The following is a 22,791-nucleotide window of genomic DNA, read 5'->3' as shown; positions in this document are numbered from 1 at the left end:
TCGCGCCTCCACTCAGTGCCAGGTGCCAGCGGTGCTACCGCCATCCACCGGCAGGATGACACCGCTGACGAAGCGTGAGTCGGCCAGGTACAGCACGGCGTCCACCACATCCTGCGGCAAGCCGGTGCGGCCACTGGGTGACAGCGCGCCCATCCCCTGCATGTTGCCGCCATGCAGCGGCGTGTCGATGATCCCTGGCGCCACGGCATTCACCTGCACGCCGCTGGCCGCCAGCTCCAGTGCCAGGCCTTTCACCGCCTGGTTCAGGCCGCCCTTGACCAGCACCGGCAGCAAGGCCGGCACGCGGGTGTCCGGTTGCAGGGCGATGGAGGCGGTGATGGCGATGATCTTGCCATGCCCCTGGCGGGTCATGAGCCGCGCCGCCTCCTGCGCCGGGTAGAAGAACCCCTTGAGGTTGGTGCCGACCAGCGCGTCGACATCCGCTGCGCTGTACTCCGTGGCTGGTTTGGCAATGAAGATGCCGGCATTGTTGATCAGCAGGTCGACCCCGCCGAAGGCCTCCACGGCGCGGGCGAACAGGCGCTGTGCGGTGCCTGGCTCGGCGATGTCACCGGCTACGCCGATGAAGCGCGAAGGCTGGCCGAGGCGGGCGGCGGCCTGCTCCAGGCGGGCCTGGCTGCGGGCGTTGCCGATCACGTTGTCGCCGCGTTCGAGGAAGGCCTCGGCCAGGGCGAAACCCAGGCCGCTGGAGGCCCCGGTGATGATGACGGTACGTGCGGTGTTCATGTGGCGGATCTCCAGTGAAGTGAGCCATGAGCTTGGTGTGGAGCCACTCTAGGACGTTACCGCTACTTGAAAAATGCGGCGCATGGTATTTCAATCGATACACCATGTAATCAATCGAGCCGCCATGAGCCGCCATTTCGATGACCTGCAACTGGGCAGCCTGGAGCTGTTCTGCCTGGCTGCCGAGCGGGGCAGCTTCAGTGCTGCCGCCACCGAGGCCGGCGTCACCCCGGCGGCGGTCAGCCGCAGCGTGGCACGCCTGGAGGAACGCCTGGGGGTGCGCCTGTTTGTCCGCACCACCCGGCAGATGCGCCTGTCCGCTGCGGGCCAGGCCTATTACCAGCAATGTCGGCAGGCGCTGGGGCAGCTGGTCGAGGCCGAGCGCCAGGTCACCGGCGGGCAGGTCGAGCCGAGCGGCCGTTTGCGCATCAGCGCGCCCACGCCCTACGCCCACCACCGCTTGCTGCCGCTGCTGCCGCGGTTCCGCCAGCGCTACCCGGGTGTGCAGGTGGATGTGCATGTCAGCAACCGCAATGTCGACTTTGCCGAGGCACCGTTCGACCTGGCGATTCGTGGCCGCGAGCCGGCCGATTCGCGTCTGGTGGCGCGCCGCCTGGAGAATGCCGAGCTGGTGGTGGTGGGCACGCCGGGCTACCTGGCCCGTGCCGGTACCCCGCAAACCCCGCAGGACTTGCTGCAGCATGAGTGCATCCAGTTCGAGCTGCCCAGCACAGGCCGTCGCCCAGCGTGGACCTTTCGCCAGGGTGGGGTACAGGTGGAGCTCGACACCCAGGGGCCGTTCACCTGCCAGGGCGACTTCCTCGCCACCGCCACGCTGGTGCGTCATGGCGGCGGCCTGATGCAGGCTTACCGGTTTACCGTGGCCGATGCCCTGGCCAGTGGCGAGCTGGTGGAGGTACTGAGCGCGTATGGCGGGACGTCAAGGCCATTCATGCTGCTGTACCCGCAGGCTCGGCATATGCCGTTGCGGGTGCGGGTATTGATCGACTTCCTGTTCGCCGAAGCCGGCTCAGCGCGCGGCTGATCAGAACCAGCGATCGTTCTTCTTGCGCCCACGGGTCAGCGACGGCAGGATCAGCCCGGCCAGCAGGCCAGCGCCAGCAATGCTGCCGCCATACACCATGTAGCGCATCATCACCTGCTTGTTCTCGTCGCCCAGGCGGGCCTTGGTATCGCGCAGGTCCGACTGGCTCTGGTCGAGCTGTTCGTTCAATGCCTGGTTGCGCGCCTGCAGTTCATCGATCAGCTTTTTCCGTGAATCGAGCGTCTCCTGCATGCCCTGAACACGGTTCTTCCAGCTGTCGTCGATGGTCTTCAGCTGCCCGGTCAGGTCGGCGACCTGGGCATCGAGCTGCGGCAGGCGCTCGCCCTGGCCCGGCACCGCTTGCAGGTCGCTGCTGAGAATCCACACCACGTCGCCATTCTGGCCACGCACCTGGCTGTAGTTGCCCTGGGTGCCGAGCAGGGTCAGTTTCTGCCCGGACTTGAGGGTACCGACGATGCGGTGGCCATCGGTCGGGCCGCTGCGCACATAGGTGCTCAGGCTGTCGCTGACCCAGCGTGCATCGCTGGCGGGCTCTTCGGCGTGCACCGGTGCGGCAAGCGCCACCAGGGTGGCAATCAGGCCGCTGCGCAGGGCAGTGAGGGCGGAAGCAGTCGGGCGGGAATCGGGCATGTTGGTCTTCGCTGAAACAGGACAAAGGTAGGCCCGGTGACTGGGCCGATGAACCGGTCGGTGAGTTGACCGCCAGCGAAAGACCGTTTTTTTATCGGCAGGTTCACCACCTGACGTCGGAAATGTCTGCAGAATATTGCAGAAGCAGCCACTTGGCCGGGCTCGCGCCGGTGTTTGATGCGGCGCGCTAGACTCCAGTGTCCACCTCTTTCATGGAGCAAGACCATGACTGCCAAGAACACCATTTGCCTCTGGTACGACAACGATGCCGAGGCGGCGGCAACCTTCTACGCCAGCGTTTTCCCCGATACCCGGGTGACGGCGGTACACAAGGCACCGAGCGACTACCCGTCGGGCAAGCAGGGCGATGTGATCACTGTCGAATTCACCGTCATGGGCATACCTTGCGTGGGGCTCAATGGTGGCAAGGCCTTCAGCCATTGCGAGGCGTTTTCGTTTCAGGTCAGTACCGAGGACCAGGCCGAGACCGACCGCTATTGGCAAGCCATTGTCGACAATGGTGGCGAGGCCAGCGTCTGCGGCTGGTGCAAGGACCGCTGGGGGATTTCCTGGCAGATCACCCCGCGCATCCTGATCGAAGCCATCGGCCACCCGGATCGCGCGGCGGCCAAGCGCGCGTTCGAGGCCATGATGCAGATGGGCAAGATCGATGTGGCCAGGATCGAGGCCGCCCTGAAGGGCTGAGCCGAGGGGGAGGTAGCCGCGCGCGTGGCGCACGTCCAGCCGCGAACACCGGCGAAGCCGGTGCCAGGGGTGGGATGATTCGCGGCTATCGGCCCCACCCAGGCCGCGTCAGGTTTCAGACACCTCGCTTGCCGCTGGCGTGGCCTTGCTGGATGCCTTTTTCTCCTGCACCACGATGTAGAACTCCTCGCCGTGCTTGACCGCGCCATACAGCACGGCCTTTTCGATCAGTTCGTTACCGCGCAGGTGGCGCAGCATCATCGGGTCCTTGCGCAGGTCGCGGTACAGCGCCAGGCACAGCAGCACCATCACCACCACGAACGGCAGGGCCACGACGATGGTCAGGTTCTGCAGCCCCGTCAGCGCCTCGCCGGGGTCGCGTGGGTCGCCGATGGCCAGCATGATCGCCGCCACCGTACCGGTCAGCGCGCCCCAGAAGATCACCGTGCGGCGCGATGGCGTGGTGGTGCCGTGTTCCGACAGTGTGCCCATCACCAGCGAGGCGGCGTCGGCCCCCGAGACGAAGAAGATGCCCACCAGGATCATTACCAGCACCGAAGTCGCCGAGGCCAGCGGGTAGCTGGCCAGCAACTGATACAGCGCATGGTTGCTGTTGACTGCGCCATTGGCCAGTTGGAAGGCACCTTCGCGCAGGGCCTCGATGCTCGCGCCGCCGAAGATGGTGAACCACACCAGGCTGACCAGGCTCGGTACCAGCAACACGCCGGTGACGAACTGGCGGATGGTACGGCCACGGCTGATGCGGGCGATGAACATGCCCACGAATGGCGTCCAGGAAATCCACCAGGCCCAGTAGAACACGGTCCAGCCGGCCAGCCAGCTGTTCATCTGCTCGCCGCCGCTGGCATTGGTGCGGGCCATCATTTCCGGGAGCATCTTGATGTAGATGCCGATCGAGGTCGGCAACAGGTTGAGCATCAGCAGGGTCGGGCCCACCATGAACACGAACGCCGCCAGCGCCAGGGCCAGCACCATGTTGGTGTTGGACAGCCACTGGATACCCTTGCCGATGCCGGAAACCGCCGAGGTGACGAAGGCGATGGTCAGCAGGGTGATGACCGAGATGTAGAACAGCTTGCCGGGGTTGTCGATCCAGCCGTTGTATTCCAGGCCGCCGGCAATCTGCAGGGCGCCCAGGCCGAGTGAGGCGGCCGAACCGAACAGCGTGGCGAAGATCGCCATCATGTCGATCATGCGGCCCAGCGGGCCATTGGCATGCTTGCCGATCAACGGCCGGAAGGCGGCGGAAATCAGCTGCGAGCGGCCGCGACGGAAGGTGCCGTAGGCAATCACCAGGCCGACGATGGCGTACATGGCCCATGGGTGCAGGGTCCAGTGAAACAGCGTGGTGGCCATGGCCACCTGCATCGCTTCGCTGGTCTGCCCAGCGGCTGCCCCTGGCGGTGGTGACACGTAGTGCGAAAGGGGCTCGGCAACGCCGAAGAACATCAGGCCGATGCCCATGCCGGCGCTGAACATCATCGCCACCCAGGACACCGTGCGGAACTCGGGCTGTTCGCCATCCCGGCCCAGCGGTACCCGGCCGTAGCGGCTGGCGGCCAGCCACAGCACGAACACCACGAACAGGGTAGAGGTCAGCACGAAGAACCAGCCGAAGTTGAGGATGACCCAGGACTGCGCGCTGGAGGCGTTGCTGGCGAGGCTGGCCTGGTTGAGGAAGCCCCACAGGACGAAAGCGATTGCCAGGAGGCTGGTGAAGCCAAAGACGATCCAGTCGAGCTTGCCCTCGAAATGCCGGTCCTGGCGTGCTTCGGCGGTTTTCGAGGGGTCTGTCACGCCAAGGTCGAGCGTTTCGGTGATGTGTTCCTTTGCCATGAATTTCAGGGCCCTTTTTCTGGCTTACCTGCTGGTGCAGGCTTGTTGTCGTATGGGCTACCGGGCTCGCGCATTGCCTCGGCGGGAAACTGCTGGCGCGATTATCCTGCGCAGGAAATGCCAACGCCTGTCCCGACAGCGCCGTGGGGCGTCCATTGCGCGACCTGGCAAATACTTTTAGTTCTGGGGGTGATGGCCCTTTCTGCTTCGCGTTCTGGTACCCTGAAGGGCATTAACCGGGCCCGCCCATCCAGGCACCGTAGAAGCGCTGCTGCGTGGGCCTGGCCGTACCAGGAAACGGAGATTCGTCAACATGGCCACTGATCGCGTGAGCCTGATTCATTTCGATAAATTGAGCATGAGCCCAGCCGCTGCCGATCGGTTCCAGAAAGCCCTCGATGCGCTGGAAGCGCTCAAGCTGCAGGACCGTTACGTGTACCTCATCGCTCCTTATCTGGGTGATATCGCCGACGCCTCCGACAGCGAGCAACTGGCCATCGCCCTGGACCAGGGCCTGCGCGTGGTCGACGAGCTGCCGGTCAGCAAGGCCGAGGACGTACGCCAGGTGTTCCAGGGCGCCGCCGCACAGGCGCGGGCAGCCATGCCTGGCTAAGTGGCAGCATGGCCAAAGACATCGACAACCCTTGCGTCTCGCTGTGCCAGCTCAATAGCGAGCTGTGCCTGAGCTGTGGCCGCACCCGCGACGAAATCCGCAAATGGCGCGGCATGAAGCGCCCCGAGAAGATGGCCACCGTGCAGCGGGCGGCCACGCGCATGAAAGCTATCGCCAAGAAGGCGGCCAAGCGGCAGAATGCCAGCTGAACCTGCGTACCCTGCACGCGGCCCTTCCTGTTTTGTTGTCTGACGAGCCTGAAATGGATTCTCACTCGCTGTTAGCCTTTACCCTGGTCGCGGCCATCGCGATCGCCAGCCCTGGCCCTGCCACCCTGATGGCCATCAACAACAGCCTTGCCCACGGCCAGCGCAGCGCGATCTGGTCGTCGCTGGGCAATGGCTCGGGCCTGTTCTGCCTGTCGGCTGCAGCCATGCTCGGGCTGGGCGCACTGCTGGCCAGTTCTGAAATGCTCTTCAATGCCGTGAAGATTCTGGGCGCCGGCTACCTGTTCTACCTGGGCGCGCGGCAATTGCTGAAAACCAGCCCGATGCTGGCACAGGGTGGTGCAGAAGGGGTGCCCAAGGTACGACCGACGCCGCTGAAACTGTACAAGTCGGCCTTCTTCACGGCCGTGACCAACCCCAAGGCGACCATGTTCTTCACCGCGCTGTTCCCGCAGTTCATCGACCAGGGCGCGGCATTGCTGCCACAGTTCCTGATCCTGACCGGGATCTTCGTGGCCTTGTCGCTGGTTTCGCTGAGCCTGTATGCCGCGTTGGCGGCACGCGCCAAGGGCGTGCTCACTCGGCCGTCGCTGTCACGCTGGGTAAGCCGGGTAGTGGGCACCACCTTCATCGGCTTTGGCGCGGCGATCCTGGCGATGCGCCGGCAGGGCGCCTGAGGTACGGGTGGTGCAGGCGTGACGCCTGCCGCTTCGGGCCACCCGTGCTGGCCGACAGACGGCCAGCGGGATGAGCGCAGGTGTTCCAGACTGTTCATGGCGCGCACAGACAGATGCTGCAGCCGACCGAGGGTTGTCCATGATCGAGCGTTGCTTTCGCCACGCCTTGCGGCTGTTGCCGTGCCTGTTGCTGCTGCCGCTGGTGGCAGTAGCAGATGAACCATGCCGGCGGCTGACGGCCACCGGCAACCCGGAATACCCGCCTTATCTGTGGCGCGACCCGCAAAACCCGCAGCAACTGATCGGTGTCAACGCCGACCTGCTGAAATACCTGGGCAAGCAGCTGGGGCTGGAAATCGAATTGATCTATACCGGGCCGTGGTCGCGCGCGCAGGAAGAAGTGCGCACCGGCCGTATCGACCTGATGGCCGGGTATTTCCTGACCCAGGCCCGCCAGCAACAGATGGACTTCATCGCCCCACCATTCCTGCACACCCCAAGTGTGGTCTGGGTGCGCCAGGACAGTGGCTTCGCCTACCAGCAATGGGCCGACCTGAAAGGCCGCAAGGGCGGCATCCTGGTCAGCAACAGCCATGGCCAGCAGTTCGACGACTACGCCAGGGCCAACCTCACCCTCGAAGCAGTACCCGGCGCCAGGCAGGCGTTCGAGAAGTTGCTGCACAAGCGCAGCGATTATGTGGTGTACGAGCAGTATCCTGGCATGGCCCTGGTGCGCAGCTTGGGTATCGCCGGCACGGTGCGGGTGCTGGAGCCGCCGATTTCCAGCGAAGGGCTGTACCTGGCGATGTCGCATCACTCGCCCTGCAACCAGCCGCAGTTGCGTGAAGCGCTGGCGCGGGAAATGGAAAAGATCGTCGCCGGCGCGTTGCCTGAACAGCTGTTGCAGCAGAACCTGGAGCGTTGGCAGTAGGCCCTCTGCGTGGCCCTTGTAGGAGCGGCCTTGCGTCGCGATGGGGCGCGAAGCGGCCCTGGTTTTCAGCTTCGCAGCGGAGATTGCCAGGGCCGCTTCGCGCCCCATCGCGACGCAAGGCCGCTCCTACACGGTCCGTGATAGCTGCTCGGCTTCCTTGGCCCGGGTCACATTGACCGCGCCGGGCAGGCTGACGGCGTTCTTCGCAGCGAGGAGCTCGGCCATCACGCTGACCGCGATCTCCGCCGGTGTCTTGCTGCCGATATAGATCCCGATGGGGCCATGCAGGCGCTGCAGTGAGGCTTCGCTTTCGCCGAAGTGTTCGATCAGGCGCTCACGGCGCAGTTGGCTGTTGCGTCGCGAGCCAATCGCACCGATGTAGAACGCCGGGCTGCGCAGGGCTTCGAGCAGGGCCAGGTCGTCCAGCTTGGGGTCGTGGCTGACGGCGACGATGGCGCTGCGCAAGTCCGGGGCAAAGGCGCGCACCACGTCGTCCGGCATGCCGGCCAGGTGATTGACCCCGGCAAGGTTCCAGCCCGCCCGGTACTCGGGGCGCGGGTCGCACAGGGAAACACTGAAGCCATTGAACAGGGCCATGGTCGCCAGGTATTCGGCCAGCGCACCGGCACCGATCAGCAGCAAGCGGTAGCCGGGGCCGAGGGTGTGGCACAGGCGCTGGCCATCGAAGCTGAACAGCTCGGGCGTGCTGGTGGCGGCGAGGCTGGCCGTGCCGCTGCGCAGGTCGAGGTCGCGGCGCACCAGGTTGCCGCTGTCGAGGCCAGCCAGCAGCTGTTCCAGCTGCGGCAGCGACGGGGCGAACTCCAGCACCAGTTCGAGCGTGCCGCCGCAGGGCAGGCCGAAACGGTGGGCATCGTCGGCGCTGACGCCGTAGCGCACCAGCTGCGGCAGGCCATGGGGCATGCCAGGGCCGCCATAGGCGGTGGTGTAGCGGTGGATGAGGTCGTCTTCGATACAGCCACCGGAGACACTGCCGACCACCCGGCCATCGCTGCGCAGGGCCATCATCGAGCCCACCGGGCGTGGCGACGAGCCCCAGGTGCGGGCGACGGTGGCGAGCAGGGCGCGGTGACCGGCGGCGAGCCAGTCGCGGGTGGTGCGCAGCACCAGCAGATCGATGCTTTCCATGGGGACTCCATTAAACCTGATGTTGGCTGTGCCGGCCTCTTCGCGGGCTTGCCCGCTCCCACAGGGACCCCACAGTCCTGATACCTGTGGGAGCGGGCAAGCCCGCGAAGAGGCCGGTACAGGCATTACCCATTTCAGCGCATGTGCAAAATGATCGGGCTACTGCTGGCCGGGTCGGTATGCCCGCGCAACTTGCCCACCGCCTGCGCGTTCACCGCACCGCCATTGTTCCCCCAGGCACTGCGCACGAAACCCAGCACATCAGCAATGTCCTGCTCGCTCAATTGCTCACGGAAGGCCGGCATGCGATAGGCATCGGGCAACCCGGCCGTCACCACCCGTTGCGAACCATTGAGGGTGATATTGATCGCCGAGGCGGCTTCCTTGGCCAGTGCCGAAGTAGCGCCGGCCAAAGGTGGCATCCATTCGGCCTGGCCCTTGCCATCCAGGCCGTGGCACGACGCACAGCGAGTTACATAGGTAGGCGCCCCAGGGCTATCGAGCCGTGCCGCTGCCGATTCGGCCTGGTACTGCCACGGCGCACCATCGCGTTGCGGGTCGCCGGGCAGCGACTTCAGATAGCGGGCGATGGCGGCCAGGTCGTCGTCGCTCATGAACTGCGTGGAATTGTTGAAGGCCTCGGTCATCGAACCGAATACCACGGCGTGGCGGTTGCGCCCGGTCTTGAGGAACTGCGCTATTTCCGCCTCGCTCCAGCGCCCCAGCCCGGTGTTGTGGTCGGCGCGCAAGCTGGGGGCGTACCAGCCATCGAGCAGGGCGCCGGCGAGGAACGGCTTGCCACTGTCATCCAGGGCCTTCTCGTTGAAGGCCAGGCCGCGTGGGGTGTGGCAGCTGCCGCAGTGGCCAGGGCCCTGGACCAGGTAGGCACCGCGGTTCCACTGTGCATCCTGGCCGGCCTGCTCGGCGTATGGCGTGCTGGTGGCGAACAGGCCGTTCCACACGGCGATGGGCCAACGCAGGTTCAGCGGCCAGGGGATGGCACCGGGCTGGTTGGCCTGTGGCACCGGTTGCACACCGAGCATGAAGAAGGCGTAAAGCGCCTTGACATCGTCATCGCCAAGCTTGGCGTAGGACGGGTAGGGCATGGCCGGGTACAACCGCCGGCCACCGGGCGCGACGCCGTGGCGCACGGCGCGGTCGAAGTCGGCCAGGCTGTAGCGACCGATGCCGGTGTCGCGGTCGGGGGTGATGTTGGTGGCATGGATGGCACCCAGCGGGGTAGCCATTTCCAGCCCGCCGGCGAACGGCTTGCCGTCCGGCACGCTGTGGCAGGCCACGCAGTCGCTGAGCCGGGCCACGTACTCGCCACGGCTGACCAGCGCCGGGTCGGCGGCCGTGGCCGGTGCGCCGGCAAACGGCGAAACCGGCTCGCGGGTGACATACCAGGCCAGCAGGCCTGCCGCGACCAGGCACGGCAACGCCAGCCAGCCAGCGGTTCTTGCGAAACGATGGGTCATGCTGCGTCCTTGTGCGGTCAGCTGAAGGTATGGCGGCTCAGCGGCAGGCTGCGCACGCGCTGGCCGGTCAGTTGCGCGACCGCGTTGACCACTGCCGGGGCGACGGCGGGCAACGGTGGCTCGCCGATACCGCCCATCTTCGCCCCGCTCTCGACGATACGCACATGTACCCGGGCCATGCGCGAGGGCGGCAGGATCGGGTACAGGTCGAAGTTGCGCGCGCGTGGCTTGCCGTCGACGTATACCGCTTCTTCCAGCAGCGTCTGCGACAGGCCCAGGGCGACAGCGCCGTTGACCTGGTGCTCGATGATCGCCGGGTTGACGATGCTGCCCGGGTCGATGGCCTGCCAGATGTCGTGCACCTTGACCTGGCCGTTCTCGATCGACACCTCGGCAATGACCGCTGCCTCCGAACCGAACGGCGAGGCCATGGCCACGCCGCGTGCACGCTTGCTACCGTCCTCGGCAGTGAACGGCCCGCGCTTCCAGCCACCGGACAGTTCGGCGACCGCCTGCAGCAGGGTGGTCAGGCGCGGGTTGTCACGTAGCAGGTGCAGGCGCAGTTCGAACGGGTCCTTGCCGCCCTTGTCGGCCAGCTCGTCAAGGAACGACTCGTAGAAGAAGTCGTTCAGCGAGTTGCCCACCGAGCGCCAGTAGCCAAGCATGGCCGGGCCTTTGACGTAGACCTGGGCGATGCGTTTGTTGGCGATGGCGTAGGCCTTGCCCGACAGCCCTTCGAGCGCAGTCGGGTCGAGCTTCTCGCCCTGTTTGCCGGCGAGGGCTTCGGTCGGGCCTTCGGTGGCGCTCACGGCTTCGAGGGCCACCGGCAGGCCGTCGGCATCCAGCCCGGCGCGGAATTTCACCACCGCCACCGGACGTAGTACGTCACGCAGGAACTCTTCCTCGCGGCTCCAGATCAGCTTCACCGGGCGGCCGACCTCCTTGGCCAAGGCAATCGCCTGAGGGTAGGGGTTGGCCGAGTCGTAGAGGAAGTGGCGGCCGAAGAAACCACCCAGCAACGGCGAGTGCAGGGTGATCTGTGCCGGAGCCAGGCCGGTGCGCCGGGCGATATCGTCACGGAACATGTCCGGCGCCTGGTTGGGCAGCCACACCTCCAGCGTACCGTCGGCGTTGAATCGCGCCAGCGCCGAGGGTGGCTCAAGCTGGGCATGGTTGAGGTACTGATTGTGGTAGGTCGCCTCGACGCGGGTCTTGGCACTGGCCAGCATGCCGGCCACATCGCCCTGGTTTTCTTCGTCGCGGGCCGGGGCTTCGACCGTGGCCAGGTGGTCGCGCCAGCCATCGCTGGAGAAGTCGGCCGGCATCGGCCGTACCGGGCTGTCGGCGGCAGGCTCCTGCCAGTCCACCTGGATGGCTTCCACCGCACGCTTGGCGTGCCACCAGCGCTCGGCAACCACCGCCACGGCGCCAGGCAGCTGATGCACCGAGTGCACACCCGGCATGGCCTTGACCTGCTCTTCGTTGCGCAGGCTGCCGACGGTCATGCCCAGGCGTGGCGCGTGCTGTACGGCAGCATGGAGCATGCCGTCGACCTTGACGTCGCTGCTGTACACGGCCTTGCCGGTGGACTTGTCATAGGCATCCAGGCGGCGTACCGGCTTGCCGATCCAGCGAAACTGGCTGGGGTCGCGCAGCTTGACGCTGGCCGGGTCGGGTACCGGCAGGTCCATGGCCCGTGCGGCCAGTTCACCATAGGGCACGGAACGCCCACTCGTGGTATGTACCACGTTACCCGGGGTGGTGGTGAGTTGCTCAACCGGTACGCCCAGCTGTTCGGCGCCTGCCTGCAGCAGCATGGCGCGGGCGAGGGCGCCCAGGCGGCGCATGGTCGGGTAGCTCATGCGTACCGACATGCTGCCGCCGGTGATGCGCATGCCGTTTTCCATCACTACATAGGCTTCCCCAGGCGGCGCGCTATCGACCACGAACCTGGCCGGGTCGACATCCAGTTCTTCTCCGACGATCTGGGCCATGGCGGTGAACGGGCCTTGTCCGCCTTCCATGAACGGGCTGAGCAGGCGTACCGTGCCGTCCGGGCGGATCTCCAGGAATGCCGGTACCTGAGTGCCGCGTTCGGCGCTGGTAGCGGCCGCTGCCTGCACGCGGGCCGAGCCCAGCGGCAGGCCGAAGCCAAGCACCAGGGCGCCGACCGCCGTGCCGGCCAGAAAGCGCCGACGCGACAGGTTGAGGGTCGCGCCGTGCTGCAACTTGAGCAGTTCGTCTGCAGGTGTATCGATGGGCGTGCGCATCAGGCCTTCTCCCCTTGAGCCAGGTCATGCATGGCGGCGTGGATGGCGTTGTAGGTGCCGCAGCGGCACAGGTTGACCATCGCCGCGTCGATCTGCGCGTCACTGGGTTTGGGCGTGTGCTTGAGCAACGCGGTGGCCGCCATCACCTGGCCAGACTGGCAATAGCCGCACTGGGCAACCTGGTGTTCGACCCAGGCCGCGACCACCCGCTTGCCCACGGCGTCGGCCTCGATCGCCTCGATGGTGGTCACCTCGCGCCCGACCACACCGGCCACCGGCGTGACGCAAGCGCGCACCACGTTGCCGTCCACCAGCACCGAACAGGCGCCGCACTGGGCCAGGCCGCAGCCATACTTGGTGCCGGTCAGCCCCAGGTCGTCGCGGATCACCCACAGCAAGGGTGTATCGGCGTCTGCCTCGACCTGGTAGGTCTTCTGGTTGATGCGTAGTTCCATGGTTCACCTGCCCGTCTACGGTTACTGTCGCGCTGTCTTTGCGGTCGGGGAATACGCTGTTCCCCAGTCCGAAAACGCTAGCACAGGGGGCTGACCGTTGATCTGCTGGACAGTCCAGATTCAGAGGATCAGGCAAGTAATCCGGTGGAATGCGCAAGCTGGTCGCGCAAACAGGACTTCCGCGGTGAAAACCCGGATAATGCCGGCCACTTTCGTTTTGCACGCTTAAATCACGGTAATCCCGCATGGAAATCAAGGTCAATTTTCTCGACAATCTCCGTCTCGAAGCCAAGTTCGACGACTTCACGGTGATCGCCGACCAACCGATCCGTTACAAAGGTGATGGCTCGGCCCCGGGGCCGTTCGACTATTTCCTGGCGTCCTCGGCCTTGTGCGCGGCTTACTTCGTCAAGCTGTACTGCCAGACCCGCAACATCCCGACCGAAAACATTCGCCTGGCACAGAACAACATCGTCGACCCGGAAAACCGCTACAACCAGATCTTCAAGATCCAGGTCGAGCTGCCCGAGGACATCTCCGACAAGGACCGCCAGGGCATCCTGCGTTCCATCGACCGCTGCACCGTGAAGAAGGTGGTACAGACCGGCCCCGAGTTCGTCATCGAAGTGGTCGACAACCTCGATGCCGATGCCCAGGGCCTGTTGATGCCGGTGTCGGACACCAGCACCTACATTCCTGGCAAGGACCTGCCGCTGGAGCAGACCATCGCCAACATGTCGGGCATCCTGGCCGGGCTGGGGATGAAGATCGAGATCGCTTCGTGGCGCAACATCGTGCCCAACGTATGGTCGCTGCACGTGCGTGACGCCCAGTCGCCAATGTGCTTCACCAACGGCAAGGGCGCGACCAAGGAAGCCGCGCTGGCCTCGGCGCTGGGCGAATTCATCGAGCGCCTGAACTGCAACTTCTTCTATAACGACCAGTACTGGGGTGAGGACCTGGCCAACGCGCCGTTCGTGCACTACCCGAACGAGCAATGGTTCAAACCGGGCCCGCGGGACGCGCTGCCGGTGGAGATCCTCGACGAGCACTGCCTGGCCATCTACAACCCGGACGGCGAGCTGCGCGGCTCGCACCTGTACGACACCAACTCGGGCAACACCGCCCGTGGCATCTGCTCGCTGCCGTTCGTGCGCCAGTCCGACCAGCAGGTGGTGTACTTCCCGTCCAACCTGATCGAGAACCTGTTCCTCAGCAACGGCATGAGCGCCGGCAATACCCTGGCCGAAGCGCAGGTGCAGTGCCTGTCGGAAATCTTCGAACGGGCGGTGAAGCGTGAGATCCTCGAAGGCGAGCTGTGCCTGCCGGACGTGCCGCAGGAGGTATTGGCCAAGTACCCGGCGATTGTTGCCGGCATCCAGGGCCTGGAGGAGCAGGGCTTCCCGGTGCTGGTCAAGGATGCTTCGCTGGGCGGCGCGTTCCCGGTCATGTGCGTGACCCTGATGAACCCGCGTACCGGTGGCGTATTCGCCTCGTTCGGTGCCCATCCGAGCCTGGAAGTGGCGCTGGAGCGCAGCCTCACCGAATTGCTCCAGGGCCGTAGCTTCGAGGGCCTCAACGACCTGCCGCAGCCGACCTTCGAAAGCCACGCGCTGACCGAGCCGAACAACTTCGTCGAGCATTTCATCGACTCCAGCGGCGTGGTGTCGTGGCGCTTCTTCAGCGCCAAGGCCGACTTCGAGTTCGTCGAGTGGGACTTCTCCGGCCATGGCGAGGATTCCAACGTGCAGGAGGCCGCGACCCTGTTCGGCATCCTCGAAGACCTGGGCAAGGAGGTGTACATGGCCGTGTACGACAACCTTGGCGCCACCGCCTGCCGCATCCTGGTGCCGGGTTACTCGGAAATCTACCCGGTGGAGGACCTGATCTGGGACAACACCAACCGCGCCCTGTCGTTCCGCGCCGATATCCTCAACCTGCACAGCCTCGACAACCGCGCCCTCAAGCTGCTGCTCAAGCGCCTGGACAACTGCGATGTCGATGACTACACCACCATCACCACGCTGATCGGCGTGGAGTTCGACGAAAACACGGTCTGGGGCCAACTGACCATTCTTGAACTGAAGCTGCTGATCTGCCTGGCAGTGCAGCGCTTCGAGGAGGCCAAGGAACTGGTCGAGGCGTTCCTGCAGTTCAACGACAACACCGTCGAGCGTGGGTTGTTCTACCAGGCCTTGAACGTGGTGCTGGAAGTGTTGCTGGACGACGAGCTGGAAATGGACGACTACGAGGCCAACTTCCGGCGTATGTTCGGCGACTCGCGCATGGACGCAGTGTTGGGCTCGGTCGATGGCAGCGTGCGCTTCCATGGCCTGACCCCGACCAGCATGAAGCTCGAAGGCCTCGACCGCCACTTGCGCCTGATCGAGAGCTATAAAAAGCTGCATGCGGCGCGGGCCAGGCTGGCCTGACCAGGCGTTACTGGCTGATATCGCCGGGGGCCGCTTTGCGGCCCTTCGTGACGCAAGGCCGCTCCACAAGTGCGCGCCCGTATAGATCGCTTTCAAATAGCCGCTATCCCCAATCTGTCTTGTCGCTTCGCCTGCCAGGCGCGTAGCGTTTTGCTTCTACCCCCTCAATCCATGGCGCGTTGACCGCCAGAAGGACCTCGGCCGCGCACCTTGCAAAGGCGCAGACCATGAATACCTCTTTGGATACCAATGCCCTGAAAGCCCGCCAGCAAGCCATATGGGCCAGTGGCGACTACGCGGTAATCGGCACCACCATGCAGATCGTTGGCGAGCGCCTGGCCGAGGCCTGTGACCTGCGCTGGGACGAACAGGTGCTGGATGTTGCCGCCGGCAATGGCAACGCCACCCTGGCCGCAGCCCGACGCGGTTGCCGCGTCACCTCCACCGACTATGTGCCCGAGCTGCTCAGGCGCGGCGAAGAACGGGCGCGGGCCGAGCGCCTCGATGTGGTGTTCCAGAGCGCCGATGCCGAAGCACTGCCGTTTGCCGATGGCACCTTCGATGCGGTGCTGTCGAGCTTCGGCGTGATGTTCGCACCCGACCAGGCCCAGGCTGCGCGGGAACTGAGCCGGGTGTGCCGGCCCGGTGGCCGGATCGGCCTGGCCAACTGGACCCCGCAAGGCTACGTCGGGCAGATGTTCAAGACCCTGGGGCGGCATGTACCGCCGCCTGCCGGGGCCTTGCCGCCCTCGCGCTGGGGTGATGAGGAACAACTGCGCGTGCTGTTTGCAGGCGCGTTTGACGCGTTGCAGGTCAGCCGCCAGCTGTTCAACTTCCGCTATCGCTCGGCGGCACATTACCTCGAGGTGTTCCGCACCTGGTTCGGACCGATGCGCACGGCCTTTGCCTCGCTGGAGCCGGAGGCGGCTGCGGCGCTGGAGCGTGACCTGACCGAGTTGCTGAATGCCTGCAATGTCGGCGGCCCGACATCACTCGTGGTGCCGAGCGAATACCTGGAGGTGGTGATCACGCGCCGCCGTTAGCAGGGGTTCCTTCGAACGCCTCTGCCGGTGGTGGCGCAGCCTGGACATTGAACAGTTTGCAGATGAAGTACCAAGCGATGGCAACTGTCAGGTTGTAAGGGAACAGCACGGCCCAGAACGGTAGTTGCCAGTTCTTCTTGCCCTGCATTTCACCGGGTTCGCCGGTTCGCCAAGGGGCATAGTGGCGCCAGGCTTCGGCCGGGGTCAGGCAGATGGCGTGCAGAGGCTTGTGCCACCAGTTGGGTTCGCCGGGAGGGGGGAGTTTGTCCGGGCCATGGTCCATGAAGTGACGCAGATATTCCCATACTTCGGCGACGTGCTGGACGTCGGAGTCGGTGGGTTCGTTGCTGTCGACCCAGAGGCAGTCTTTCTGGTGGAGGCTGCCGTCTGCTCGGCGTGGGGCGAAGGCTAAGGCGTAGCTCGTGGAATAGGAAGAACCGCCGAATTCTCTGCGTTTGAATAAGCCGCCTCTGATGTTGCTCCAGCCAAAGGTAAATAACTTTCCTACTCGCTTGTAATAGATTTTTCTTGTAAGCCTATTGAGGTAGATGTCTGAGAGGTTTTTTATATAAAATATCCTGTAGGCCAAGAATGGAGTAAATGTGAACGGTAAGATAATCTGCATGGCAAGAAATTCGTAGGCACCATCAAGTTCGTAGTTTGTCGAGTCATCGAGAAGCAGCGGGTAGGTAAAAAGCGCTGTGCATATACACATTGCTGTATACATCTTGCCCATGAATACTGAGTCTGTAACCCATGGGTTCCGCAGGCGCAGAATGAACTTGGTCGTATCGACTAACTGCCCTGAGATTTTTGGCTCTATGTTGGTTTTTGTATTAGGGCTGAATAGCCATATGGTTGCCATGGGGTTATCTCTGAATGAAAAAGACGGCGTGGGATTTGGGGGAAGTAGCCAGGTAGTGGTTGAGGTGATAGCTTATTGATAGTTTTGCATTTCTGGCTTTTTCTCTGTAAATTTTATAATGCAATGCGACGCCAGCGGGAGTGATATAGCAATCTGGTGTTGGAGTAAGCGTTACTGCGTTTCCGTCGGTGTCTTCGATTCTTAATGTGCCAGACCATTCGCTTTGCCCGATCATGAAGTCGGGTAGTAATATCGTGAACTCAATCGTGGGCACCTCAATTGATACTTGGCCATGTATAATTGTTGCCCAGTCCGGCGTTGGCCAATGGCTGTTAGTACTAAGCTTTGTTGTTAGCGCTCCTAAGCCGAGCTGCGCTGATTGTTCTAGGGAAATTGCTATTGGGGCATACGTCTCAGCATGCCATGATTCGACTTCTTCGATAAGGCTGGCGAAGCGGGGTAGCTTGTTTTGAAAGTCTAGGTTCAAGCCAGGCCGGATTTCACCATCGTTTTCCCTAGTCCCAAAAATACACCTGCTTGCCCATAGCTCTATCGGACTGTGCAAGCGCTCGTGCGCTTTCGAATAGAGATATAGTCCTGCGATATTAGTGTGGCCCCTATCAGCACGATCCCCACTGCAGCCCAACCCGCAAAAGGAATAAAGAATGTCGGGCCGGCGATGGCTAAGCCTCCCTCTAACATAAGGATAGAACCAATAGCAGTTGCTGTGCCGCCAGTTATATTGTACAAGCCGGAAACCGAGTCTCCCTTTTGTGATTGGCGCCACCCCTTTGTGAAATCAGAGAAAAGACCGAAAATTATTGCCGGGTAGCCTGATGCCCTTGAGAAGAGATGACTACTTAATAGGTTGATCATTCCGTTGCTAAAGCCCATGCCCGGCGCCGTGGCACTTAATCTCAACATTACGGCTTTCTGTGCGGCCCTCACGCTGACTAGTGTGGCTGCTGTCGCACCCATTACGCCGAAGATGGACGCAGCGAACCCAGCGTGTATTCCAAGGCATCACTTTTCTGCAGGCTGCTGTAGGCCGTCTTCAGCGATAACACGTTGAACCACAGCATCCCGGCGTTCAAACCACCGCCAACGCTGGATGTCAGCAACCCGAGAAAGTTGGGTTTCACCCGTACGGTAGTGGTCATTTCAACTGAAATCGTCCGGCTTCCCGAGATACGCAGGCGCTTCATTTCCTCCACCTGCGCCATGCCGCTTTTCAGGTACTTCTGCACCTCCTGGCTGAATGGATTTTCCCTGATTGCCTGGTCGGTAATCCGGTAGCGTGCCGCCAACAGCCCGAGCGCTTTCTCGGCATTGGCTTCACCTGCCGCCAGCAGCACTTGCTGGCGCAGGCCACGGCTGGCATCCCAGCGAGTCTGCCCACGCAGGCGCTTGAGCACCACGGTGTTGACCGACTGGGCCGTCAGGTCGGTGATGTCGGCCATGGCCGGAAAACGCCCGGCCAAGCCTTCGATCACGTTGTCGCTGGCGCCGAGCAGGCTGCCGATCGCGTCGGCCTTGTCCTTGAACGGGTTGAACGGGGCGAGGGCGGTGTAGAGCGGGCTGTCGTGCTGGTCCAGCCACTGCTCCAGGCGCTTGAAACGGCGGTCCTGGTCTTCGCTACCGGGGGCCGGCTGGCCCATCGGCTGGATCAGCAGCGCCAGGGAGATTTCCAGCCCGCGGGCGGAAGTGAGTTCGTCGCGGTCGTAGCAGGCCAGGGCGGCGGCCAGGCTGTAGGGATCGTCGATATGCAGGGGTTCGGCGGTTGCCAGCCTGGCGTCATGGTCGTGGCTGGCTTGCAAGGCCTGGTTGCGCAGGGCGCCGATGCGCTGCTCCAGCTCATCGCGTTCGGCGAGGAAGCGCAGGTAGCTGGCGCTATCGAGGCGCTGTGCCAGGCGCGCGCCATTGGGTGAATAGTCTTCGTGGGTGAGGGCCTGGAACCGCGATGCCGAGGGCGACAGGGCTGGCCCGCGCCGTTCCGTGCCCAGCCGGAACGCGGCCAGCTCCGGGGATGGCGCATCCGCCGGATACAGGCTTTCCAGGGTCTTGTTCAGCAGCATGGCAACCAGGTTGCGGTGGTGGAAGTCGCGGCTCTGCGGGCTCAGCTGTTCGGCATCCAGCCGGTAGCAGGCCGGCACCCGTTCGTGCTCGGGGCCCTCGGCGGGTTTCAGGTGCTGCAGCTGCTCGGCGGGCATCAGGTCGCGCAGTTGGTGCTGGTAGGCGGACACCGACAGGCTCAGGTCCAGGGCCATGCCCTCGGCGTCGGCGAGCGCCAGCACCACCGGTACCTTCGGCTGGGTGTAGGGGTAGTGCCGACCGATGGCAACGAGGTTGCCGATGGGCAAGGTTTCGCTGAGCGGATCGCTGCTCCAGCTCAGGGGCATGCGCCGCGCGGCAGGCTTGAAATCTTCGACCCAGGTGGGCAGGGCACTGACTGGCAAGACGTGGGGCTGGCTTGACGGGGCCTGGCTGGCGCTGATGAGTTCGGCCATGTCCAGCTGGCGCATGTGGCGTTTGCGCAAGGCTGGCGAAGCGCTGATGCGGGCGGTCATGGCGTTGGTCCACAGGTGCGGGCTGTAGCCGATCCACACGTCGCTGGCGGTATCGGGGCAGGTGTCGGCCCAGACCCAGCCCAGGGTGCGGCTGGACAGGTAGCGATCGCGCAGGTGGTAGCCCTCCAGGCCGCGATAGCGCAGTTCCTTGTAGAGGCCTGCGCCGAGGTACTCGTGGATGACCAGCTTCTGGCCCCGGGGGCCCTGCATGAACACGTAGACATAGCCCGGGCGCAGGGCGCGCAGGGTGTAGGCGGAATGCTGCAGCGGAGGGAAATCCTGCTCCAAGTTGAAGCCGGCATCGGCATAGCGGCAGGCGGGAGCGTCGCCGCTGCGCGGGACGATGGCATAGCGCACCGGCAGGATGGGAATGCGTGCGCTGCAGGCAGGGCCGGAGGTGGCGCTGCTCACGGAGGCGTCGTTCATGGGGGCTCCTTACCCAGGGGCAATCTGTGTGAATCATGAAAAGCCAAAAGCCTGGTTCACGACAGATAAGTCCATCGTTCGCCTATCAACGGTTGTTGAAAAGCAGTCGGGCGGGAATGCGTTGTTGTTGCGTTATTGGCGGCTTGTATCGCCGGGGAGTTCCGGTCAAGTTGCCATCGAGCAGCCTTGCTGGTCTGGTTTCAATGGCAAGACAATGCCCAGGCTTTCGCTTTCAAGTCGAGAGCGAAAGTGTAAAAACATATTTGATCTAGTTGCGATCAGGGCGTGGCGCAACAAGCAGAAAATATTTCAGATTTATTTGTAGGAAAGAACTTACTTTAGTTTTTGTTTAAATACATTCAGTTCTTGCACTTGGCCATGACCACCTGGCAAGTTCGCGGTGAGCCCCCCGACCGGCTGGCATAACGCACGCAGTTGTCCAGCGACTTCTTGCGGGCGATGCTCAAGGTATCGCCCCATGCCAGGCCACCTTCGCCAGTGGTGGGGACGGCTTTGGCGAAGCAGTTGGAGCCTATGGTGCGTGCCGCGTAGTGGGTCGTGCCGGTCTTGCTGGAGCAACCGGCCACGAGCACCAGGCCGAGCGCCAGCAGGGTGGTCAACGCCCAGGGTGAACGCGGGCGAATCGGGTTGCTGCTCATCGGTGGTCTCCTTGCGCCAACGCCTCGCAGCATAGGCCATTCAAACCAAACGGTGAACTATCGCCTCGTCCAGAGGCTCCTTTGCTAGGCGCGCCCTGCGCACGCCTGGTGGCCACGCCATCAGCCCTTGGGTCACTGAATGAAAAGGAGGCACCGTGACCGCATCCGAGCAAACCTTCTACCGCCATACCCCCAGCCCGCTGCATGCCTTGCTGCTGGCCGGCAGCGTGCCGTTGTTTCTCGCTGCGCTACTGAGCGACATCGCCTACTTCAACAGTTACCAGATCCAGTGGAGCAACTTCGCCGCCTGGCTGATCGCCGGCGCCCTGGTATTTTGCGGGCTGGCACTGTTGTTTGCGTTGGCCAACCTGATCCGTGCCGAGCACAAGGGCGGCCGGCCGACGCTGTACTTCGTGCTGCTGCTGGTGACCTGGGTGCTGGGGCTGATCAATGCCTTCGAACATGCCAAGGACGCCTGGGCGGTAATGCCGTCCGGGCTGGTGCTGTCGGTGCTCGTGAGCGTGCTCGCGACAGTGGCCGCCTGGACCGGTTTGAGCGGCCTGCGCTCGGGAGGTGCGGCATGAAGCTTGTACCTGCATTGAGCCTGTTGAGCATGGCGTTGCTGTTGACTGCCTGTGGCGGTGATGGCGAGCCGAACCAGGCCCTTGGGCCCGACCCGAAACTGCCGGCGCCACAACGTGGCCTGCTGCCGAGCATGAAAATCGCCCAGCCGGTAGCCTGGGGTGAGCAGAAGCCGACGGTACCTGAAGGCTTTACCGTCACTGCCATCGCCACCGGCCTGAAGATCCCGCGGCAGACCCTGGTGTTGCCCAATGGCGATATCCTGGTCGCCGAGGGCCGCGGTGGCAGCGCGGCCAAGCTCAAGCCCAAGGATGTCATCGCCAGCCAGATCAAGGCCAAGGGCAATACCCAGGTCAAGGGGGGCAACCGCCTGACCCTGCTGCGCGATGCCGACGGCGACGGTACCTATGAGCTGCAGACGGTGTTTGCAGAGAACCTCAATGCGCCGTACGGCCTGGCCTTTGCCGACGGCAAGCTGTACGTGGCCAACCAGGATGCCCTGGTGCGCTTCGACTACCAGGACGGCCAGACCCGGGCCGATGGCCCGCCGACCAAGGTCACCGACCTGCCAGCCGCGATCAACCATCACTGGACCAAGGCGCTGACGATCAGCCCGGATGGTCGTTACCTGTACGTGGGCATCGGTTCCAACAGCAACATCACCGAACGCGGGCTGGAGGTGGAGATCGACCGGGCCATGGTCTGGCAGGTCGATGCTGCAACCGGCGCGCACCGGCCCTATGCCACGGGCCTGCGCAACCCGACGGCGCTGGCCATCCAGCCGCAGACTGGGCAGCTGTGGGCGGTGGTCAACGAACGCGATGAGCTGGGCCCCGACCTGGTGCCGGACTACCTGACCTCGGTGCGTGACGGTGGTTTTTACGGCTGGCCTTACAGTTACTGGGGGCAGAACGTGGATCAGCGGGTACGGCCGCAGAACCCGGACAAGGTAGCGGCGGCGATCAAGCCGGATTACAGCCTCGGTTCGCACGTGGCGGCATTGGGCGTGGCCTTCTCCATCCCGGCCATGGGCGAGCGCTTCGCCGACGGTGTCTTCGTCGGTGAACATGGCAGCTGGAACCGGCCCAAACCGGTCGGCTACAAGGTCATCTTCGTGCCGTTCGGCAATGGCAAGCCGGCAGGTGAGCCGATCGACTTCGCCACTGGCTTTCGCGGTGAGGATGGCAAGACCCGCGGGCGTCCGGTGGGGGTGACGGTGGACCCGCGTGGTGCATTGATCATCGCCGATGACCTGGCCAATACGGTCTGGCGGGTAACGCGCAAGCGTTGATGGCGTGGGGGGATGCGCCGGTGCTGGAGCGGCCTCGTGTCGCGAAAGAGGCGCGCAGCGGCCCCGCATTGCAGCTTCGCCGCGATGATCAATGGGGCCGCTTTGCGGCCCTTTCGCGACACAA

At 63.9% G+C, this 22,791-nt stretch carries 19 protein-coding genes and 1 pseudogene; 10 read left to right on the top strand and 10 right to left on the bottom strand.

Features of this window, described 5'->3' with window-relative positions; genetic code table 11:
* Positions 1-12: 12 nt before the first annotated feature.
* Positions 13-747, bottom strand: coding sequence for an SDR family NAD(P)-dependent oxidoreductase (locus ACJA3S_RS14780; protein WP_406819055.1), 735 nt, complete (start codon positions 745-747; stop codon positions 13-15).
* 124 nt (positions 748-871) lie between these two features.
* Here ACJA3S_RS14780 and ACJA3S_RS14775 point away from each other — a divergent pair, with 124 nt between their 5' ends.
* Positions 872-1,792 (top strand): LysR substrate-binding domain-containing protein, encoded by a 921-nt coding sequence (locus ACJA3S_RS14775; protein WP_406819054.1) that lies wholly within the window; start codon positions 872-874, stop codon positions 1,790-1,792.
* Here ACJA3S_RS14775 and ACJA3S_RS14770 read toward each other — a convergent pair whose 3' ends face one another.
* On the bottom strand, positions 1,793-2,443 hold the full coding sequence (locus ACJA3S_RS14770; RefSeq protein ID WP_406819053.1) for a TIGR04211 family SH3 domain-containing protein: 651 nt from the start codon (positions 2,441-2,443) through the stop codon (positions 1,793-1,795). It lies immediately after the preceding gene.
* Positions 2,444-2,668: 225 nt separating this feature from the next.
* On the opposite strand from ACJA3S_RS14770, the gene ACJA3S_RS14765 reads away from it, so the two are divergent.
* Entirely contained in the window at positions 2,669-3,148 is a 480-nt protein-coding gene (locus tag ACJA3S_RS14765) for a VOC family protein (protein ID WP_406819052.1), read from the top strand.
* A gap of 108 nt (positions 3,149-3,256) precedes the next feature.
* On the opposite strand, the gene ACJA3S_RS14760 is transcribed toward ACJA3S_RS14765, so the two are convergent.
* On the bottom strand, positions 3,257-5,005 hold the full coding sequence (locus tag ACJA3S_RS14760) for a BCCT family transporter (protein WP_406819051.1): 1,749 nt from the start codon (positions 5,003-5,005) through the stop codon (positions 3,257-3,259).
* Positions 5,006-5,318: 313 nt separating this feature from the next.
* On the opposite strand from ACJA3S_RS14760, the gene ACJA3S_RS14755 reads away from it, so the two are divergent.
* From ACJA3S_RS14755 to ACJA3S_RS14740, 4 genes are all read left to right on the top strand, one after another.
* Positions 5,319-5,618 (top strand): hypothetical protein, encoded by a 300-nt coding sequence (locus tag ACJA3S_RS14755; RefSeq protein WP_406819050.1) that lies wholly within the window; start codon positions 5,319-5,321, stop codon positions 5,616-5,618.
* A gap of 8 nt (positions 5,619-5,626) precedes the next feature.
* A complete protein-coding gene (locus ACJA3S_RS14750; RefSeq protein WP_406819049.1) occupies positions 5,627-5,827 on the top strand; it encodes a DUF1289 domain-containing protein in 201 nt (66 codons plus the stop codon).
* Between the two features lie 53 nt (positions 5,828-5,880).
* The gene (locus ACJA3S_RS14745) at positions 5,881-6,522 is read left to right on the top strand and encodes a LysE family translocator (protein WP_170030270.1); all 642 of its coding nucleotides are present in this window, start codon (positions 5,881-5,883) and stop codon (positions 6,520-6,522) included.
* A gap of 139 nt (positions 6,523-6,661) precedes the next feature.
* Entirely contained in the window at positions 6,662-7,453 is a 792-nt protein-coding gene (locus ACJA3S_RS14740) for a substrate-binding periplasmic protein (protein WP_406819048.1), read from the top strand.
* Between the two features lie 126 nt (positions 7,454-7,579).
* Here ACJA3S_RS14740 and ACJA3S_RS14735 read toward each other — a convergent pair whose 3' ends face one another.
* The 4 genes from ACJA3S_RS14735 to ACJA3S_RS14720 all read right to left on the bottom strand — a co-directional run bounded on the left by ACJA3S_RS14735 (position 7,580) and on the right by ACJA3S_RS14720 (position 12,802).
* Positions 7,580-8,599: an XdhC family protein gene (locus ACJA3S_RS14735; RefSeq protein ID WP_406819047.1), complete on the bottom strand. Its 1,020-nt coding sequence runs from the start codon at positions 8,597-8,599 to the stop codon at positions 7,580-7,582.
* A gap of 134 nt (positions 8,600-8,733) precedes the next feature.
* Positions 8,734-10,077: a c-type cytochrome gene (locus tag ACJA3S_RS14730; RefSeq protein WP_406819046.1), complete on the bottom strand. Its 1,344-nt coding sequence runs from the start codon at positions 10,075-10,077 to the stop codon at positions 8,734-8,736.
* Positions 10,078-10,094: 17 nt separating this feature from the next.
* The gene (locus tag ACJA3S_RS14725) at positions 10,095-12,347 is read right to left on the bottom strand and encodes a molybdopterin cofactor-binding domain-containing protein (RefSeq protein ID WP_406819045.1); all 2,253 of its coding nucleotides are present in this window, start codon (positions 12,345-12,347) and stop codon (positions 10,095-10,097) included.
* Positions 12,347-12,802: a (2Fe-2S)-binding protein gene (locus ACJA3S_RS14720; protein WP_170030265.1), complete on the bottom strand. Its 456-nt coding sequence runs from the start codon at positions 12,800-12,802 to the stop codon at positions 12,347-12,349. Before ACJA3S_RS14720 ends, ACJA3S_RS14725 begins: the two co-directional genes overlap by 1 nt.
* A gap of 245 nt (positions 12,803-13,047) precedes the next feature.
* Here ACJA3S_RS14720 and ACJA3S_RS14715 point away from each other — a divergent pair, with 245 nt between their 5' ends.
* On the top strand, positions 13,048-15,234 hold the full coding sequence (locus tag ACJA3S_RS14715) for an OsmC domain/YcaO domain-containing protein (protein ID WP_406819044.1): 2,187 nt from the start codon (positions 13,048-13,050) through the stop codon (positions 15,232-15,234).
* A 227-nt stretch (positions 15,235-15,461) separates the two neighbouring features.
* On the top strand, positions 15,462-16,277 hold the full coding sequence (locus ACJA3S_RS14710) for a class I SAM-dependent methyltransferase (RefSeq protein ID WP_406819043.1): 816 nt from the start codon (positions 15,462-15,464) through the stop codon (positions 16,275-16,277).
* Here the strand turns inward: ACJA3S_RS14710 and ACJA3S_RS14705 are convergent.
* The 3 genes and pseudogenes from ACJA3S_RS14705 to ACJA3S_RS14695 all read right to left on the bottom strand — a co-directional run bounded on the left by ACJA3S_RS14705 (position 16,261) and on the right by ACJA3S_RS14695 (position 20,794).
* A complete protein-coding gene (locus ACJA3S_RS14705) occupies positions 16,261-17,142 on the bottom strand; it encodes a hypothetical protein (RefSeq protein WP_406819042.1) in 882 nt (293 codons plus the stop codon). The genes ACJA3S_RS14710 and ACJA3S_RS14705 overlap by 17 nt on opposite strands.
* Before the next feature lie 4 nt (positions 17,143-17,146).
* Positions 17,147-20,135 (bottom strand): annotated as a pseudogene (locus tag ACJA3S_RS14700) (T6SS effector BTH_I2691 family protein).
* A gap of 359 nt (positions 20,136-20,494) precedes the next feature.
* Complete coding sequence (locus ACJA3S_RS14695) at positions 20,495-20,794, bottom strand: hypothetical protein (RefSeq protein WP_406819041.1); 300 nt, start codon at positions 20,792-20,794, stop codon at positions 20,495-20,497.
* Between the two features lie 155 nt (positions 20,795-20,949).
* Here ACJA3S_RS14695 and ACJA3S_RS14690 point away from each other — a divergent pair, with 155 nt between their 5' ends.
* Positions 20,950-21,378 carry a DUF2231 domain-containing protein gene (locus ACJA3S_RS14690; protein WP_406819040.1) on the top strand — a complete coding sequence of 143 codons (429 nt, stop codon included), beginning with the start codon at positions 20,950-20,952 and terminating at the stop codon, positions 21,376-21,378.
* On the top strand, positions 21,375-22,667 hold the full coding sequence (locus ACJA3S_RS14685) for a PQQ-dependent sugar dehydrogenase (protein WP_406819039.1): 1,293 nt from the start codon (positions 21,375-21,377) through the stop codon (positions 22,665-22,667). The genes ACJA3S_RS14690 and ACJA3S_RS14685 overlap by 4 nt, the downstream gene beginning before the upstream one ends.
* Positions 22,668-22,791: the final 124 nt, after the last annotated feature.

The sequence above is a fragment of the Pseudomonas sp. KnCO4 genome, from assembly GCF_045344305.1.
Lineage (GTDB): Bacteria > Pseudomonadota > Gammaproteobacteria > Pseudomonadales > Pseudomonadaceae > Aquipseudomonas > Aquipseudomonas anuradhapurensis.
Note: the sequence above shows the minus strand (reverse complement) of the source record. Positions and strands in the feature narration are given on the sequence as shown.

Bases quoted from the DNA above. Each gene is read 5' to 3' on its own strand.
- ACJA3S_RS14715 (WP_406819044.1), top strand. From the start codon at position 13,048: ATGGAAATCAAGGTCAATTTTCTCGACAATCTCCGTCTCGAAGCCAAG.
- ACJA3S_RS14730 (WP_406819046.1), bottom strand. From the start codon at position 10,077: ATGACCCATCGTTTCGCAAGAACCGCTGGCTGGCTGGCGTTGCCGTGC.
- ACJA3S_RS14740 (WP_406819048.1), top strand. From the start codon at position 6,662: ATGATCGAGCGTTGCTTTCGCCACGCCTTGCGGCTGTTGCCGTGCCTG.
- ACJA3S_RS14760 (WP_406819051.1), bottom strand. From the start codon at position 5,005: ATGGCAAAGGAACACATCACCGAAACGCTCGACCTTGGCGTGACAGAC.
- ACJA3S_RS14685 (WP_406819039.1), top strand. From the start codon at position 21,375: ATGAAGCTTGTACCTGCATTGAGCCTGTTGAGCATGGCGTTGCTGTTG.
- ACJA3S_RS14775 (WP_406819054.1), top strand. From the start codon at position 872: ATGAGCCGCCATTTCGATGACCTGCAACTGGGCAGCCTGGAGCTGTTC.
- ACJA3S_RS14750 (WP_406819049.1), top strand. From the start codon at position 5,627: ATGGCCAAAGACATCGACAACCCTTGCGTCTCGCTGTGCCAGCTCAAT.
- ACJA3S_RS14720 (WP_170030265.1), bottom strand. From the start codon at position 12,802: ATGGAACTACGCATCAACCAGAAGACCTACCAGGTCGAGGCAGACGCC.
- ACJA3S_RS14780 (WP_406819055.1), bottom strand. From the start codon at position 747: ATGAACACCGCACGTACCGTCATCATCACCGGGGCCTCCAGCGGCCTG.
- ACJA3S_RS14735 (WP_406819047.1), bottom strand. From the start codon at position 8,599: ATGGAAAGCATCGATCTGCTGGTGCTGCGCACCACCCGCGACTGGCTC.
- ACJA3S_RS14710 (WP_406819043.1), top strand. From the start codon at position 15,462: ATGAATACCTCTTTGGATACCAATGCCCTGAAAGCCCGCCAGCAAGCC.
- ACJA3S_RS14725 (WP_406819045.1), bottom strand. From the start codon at position 12,347: ATGCGCACGCCCATCGATACACCTGCAGACGAACTGCTCAAGTTGCAG.
- ACJA3S_RS14695 (WP_406819041.1), bottom strand. From the start codon at position 20,794: ATGAGCAGCAACCCGATTCGCCCGCGTTCACCCTGGGCGTTGACCACC.
- ACJA3S_RS14705 (WP_406819042.1), bottom strand. From the start codon at position 17,142: ATGGCAACCATATGGCTATTCAGCCCTAATACAAAAACCAACATAGAG.
- ACJA3S_RS14755 (WP_406819050.1), top strand. From the start codon at position 5,319: ATGGCCACTGATCGCGTGAGCCTGATTCATTTCGATAAATTGAGCATG.
- ACJA3S_RS14765 (WP_406819052.1), top strand. From the start codon at position 2,669: ATGACTGCCAAGAACACCATTTGCCTCTGGTACGACAACGATGCCGAG.
- ACJA3S_RS14745 (WP_170030270.1), top strand. From the start codon at position 5,881: ATGGATTCTCACTCGCTGTTAGCCTTTACCCTGGTCGCGGCCATCGCG.
- ACJA3S_RS14770 (WP_406819053.1), bottom strand. From the start codon at position 2,443: ATGCCCGATTCCCGCCCGACTGCTTCCGCCCTCACTGCCCTGCGCAGC.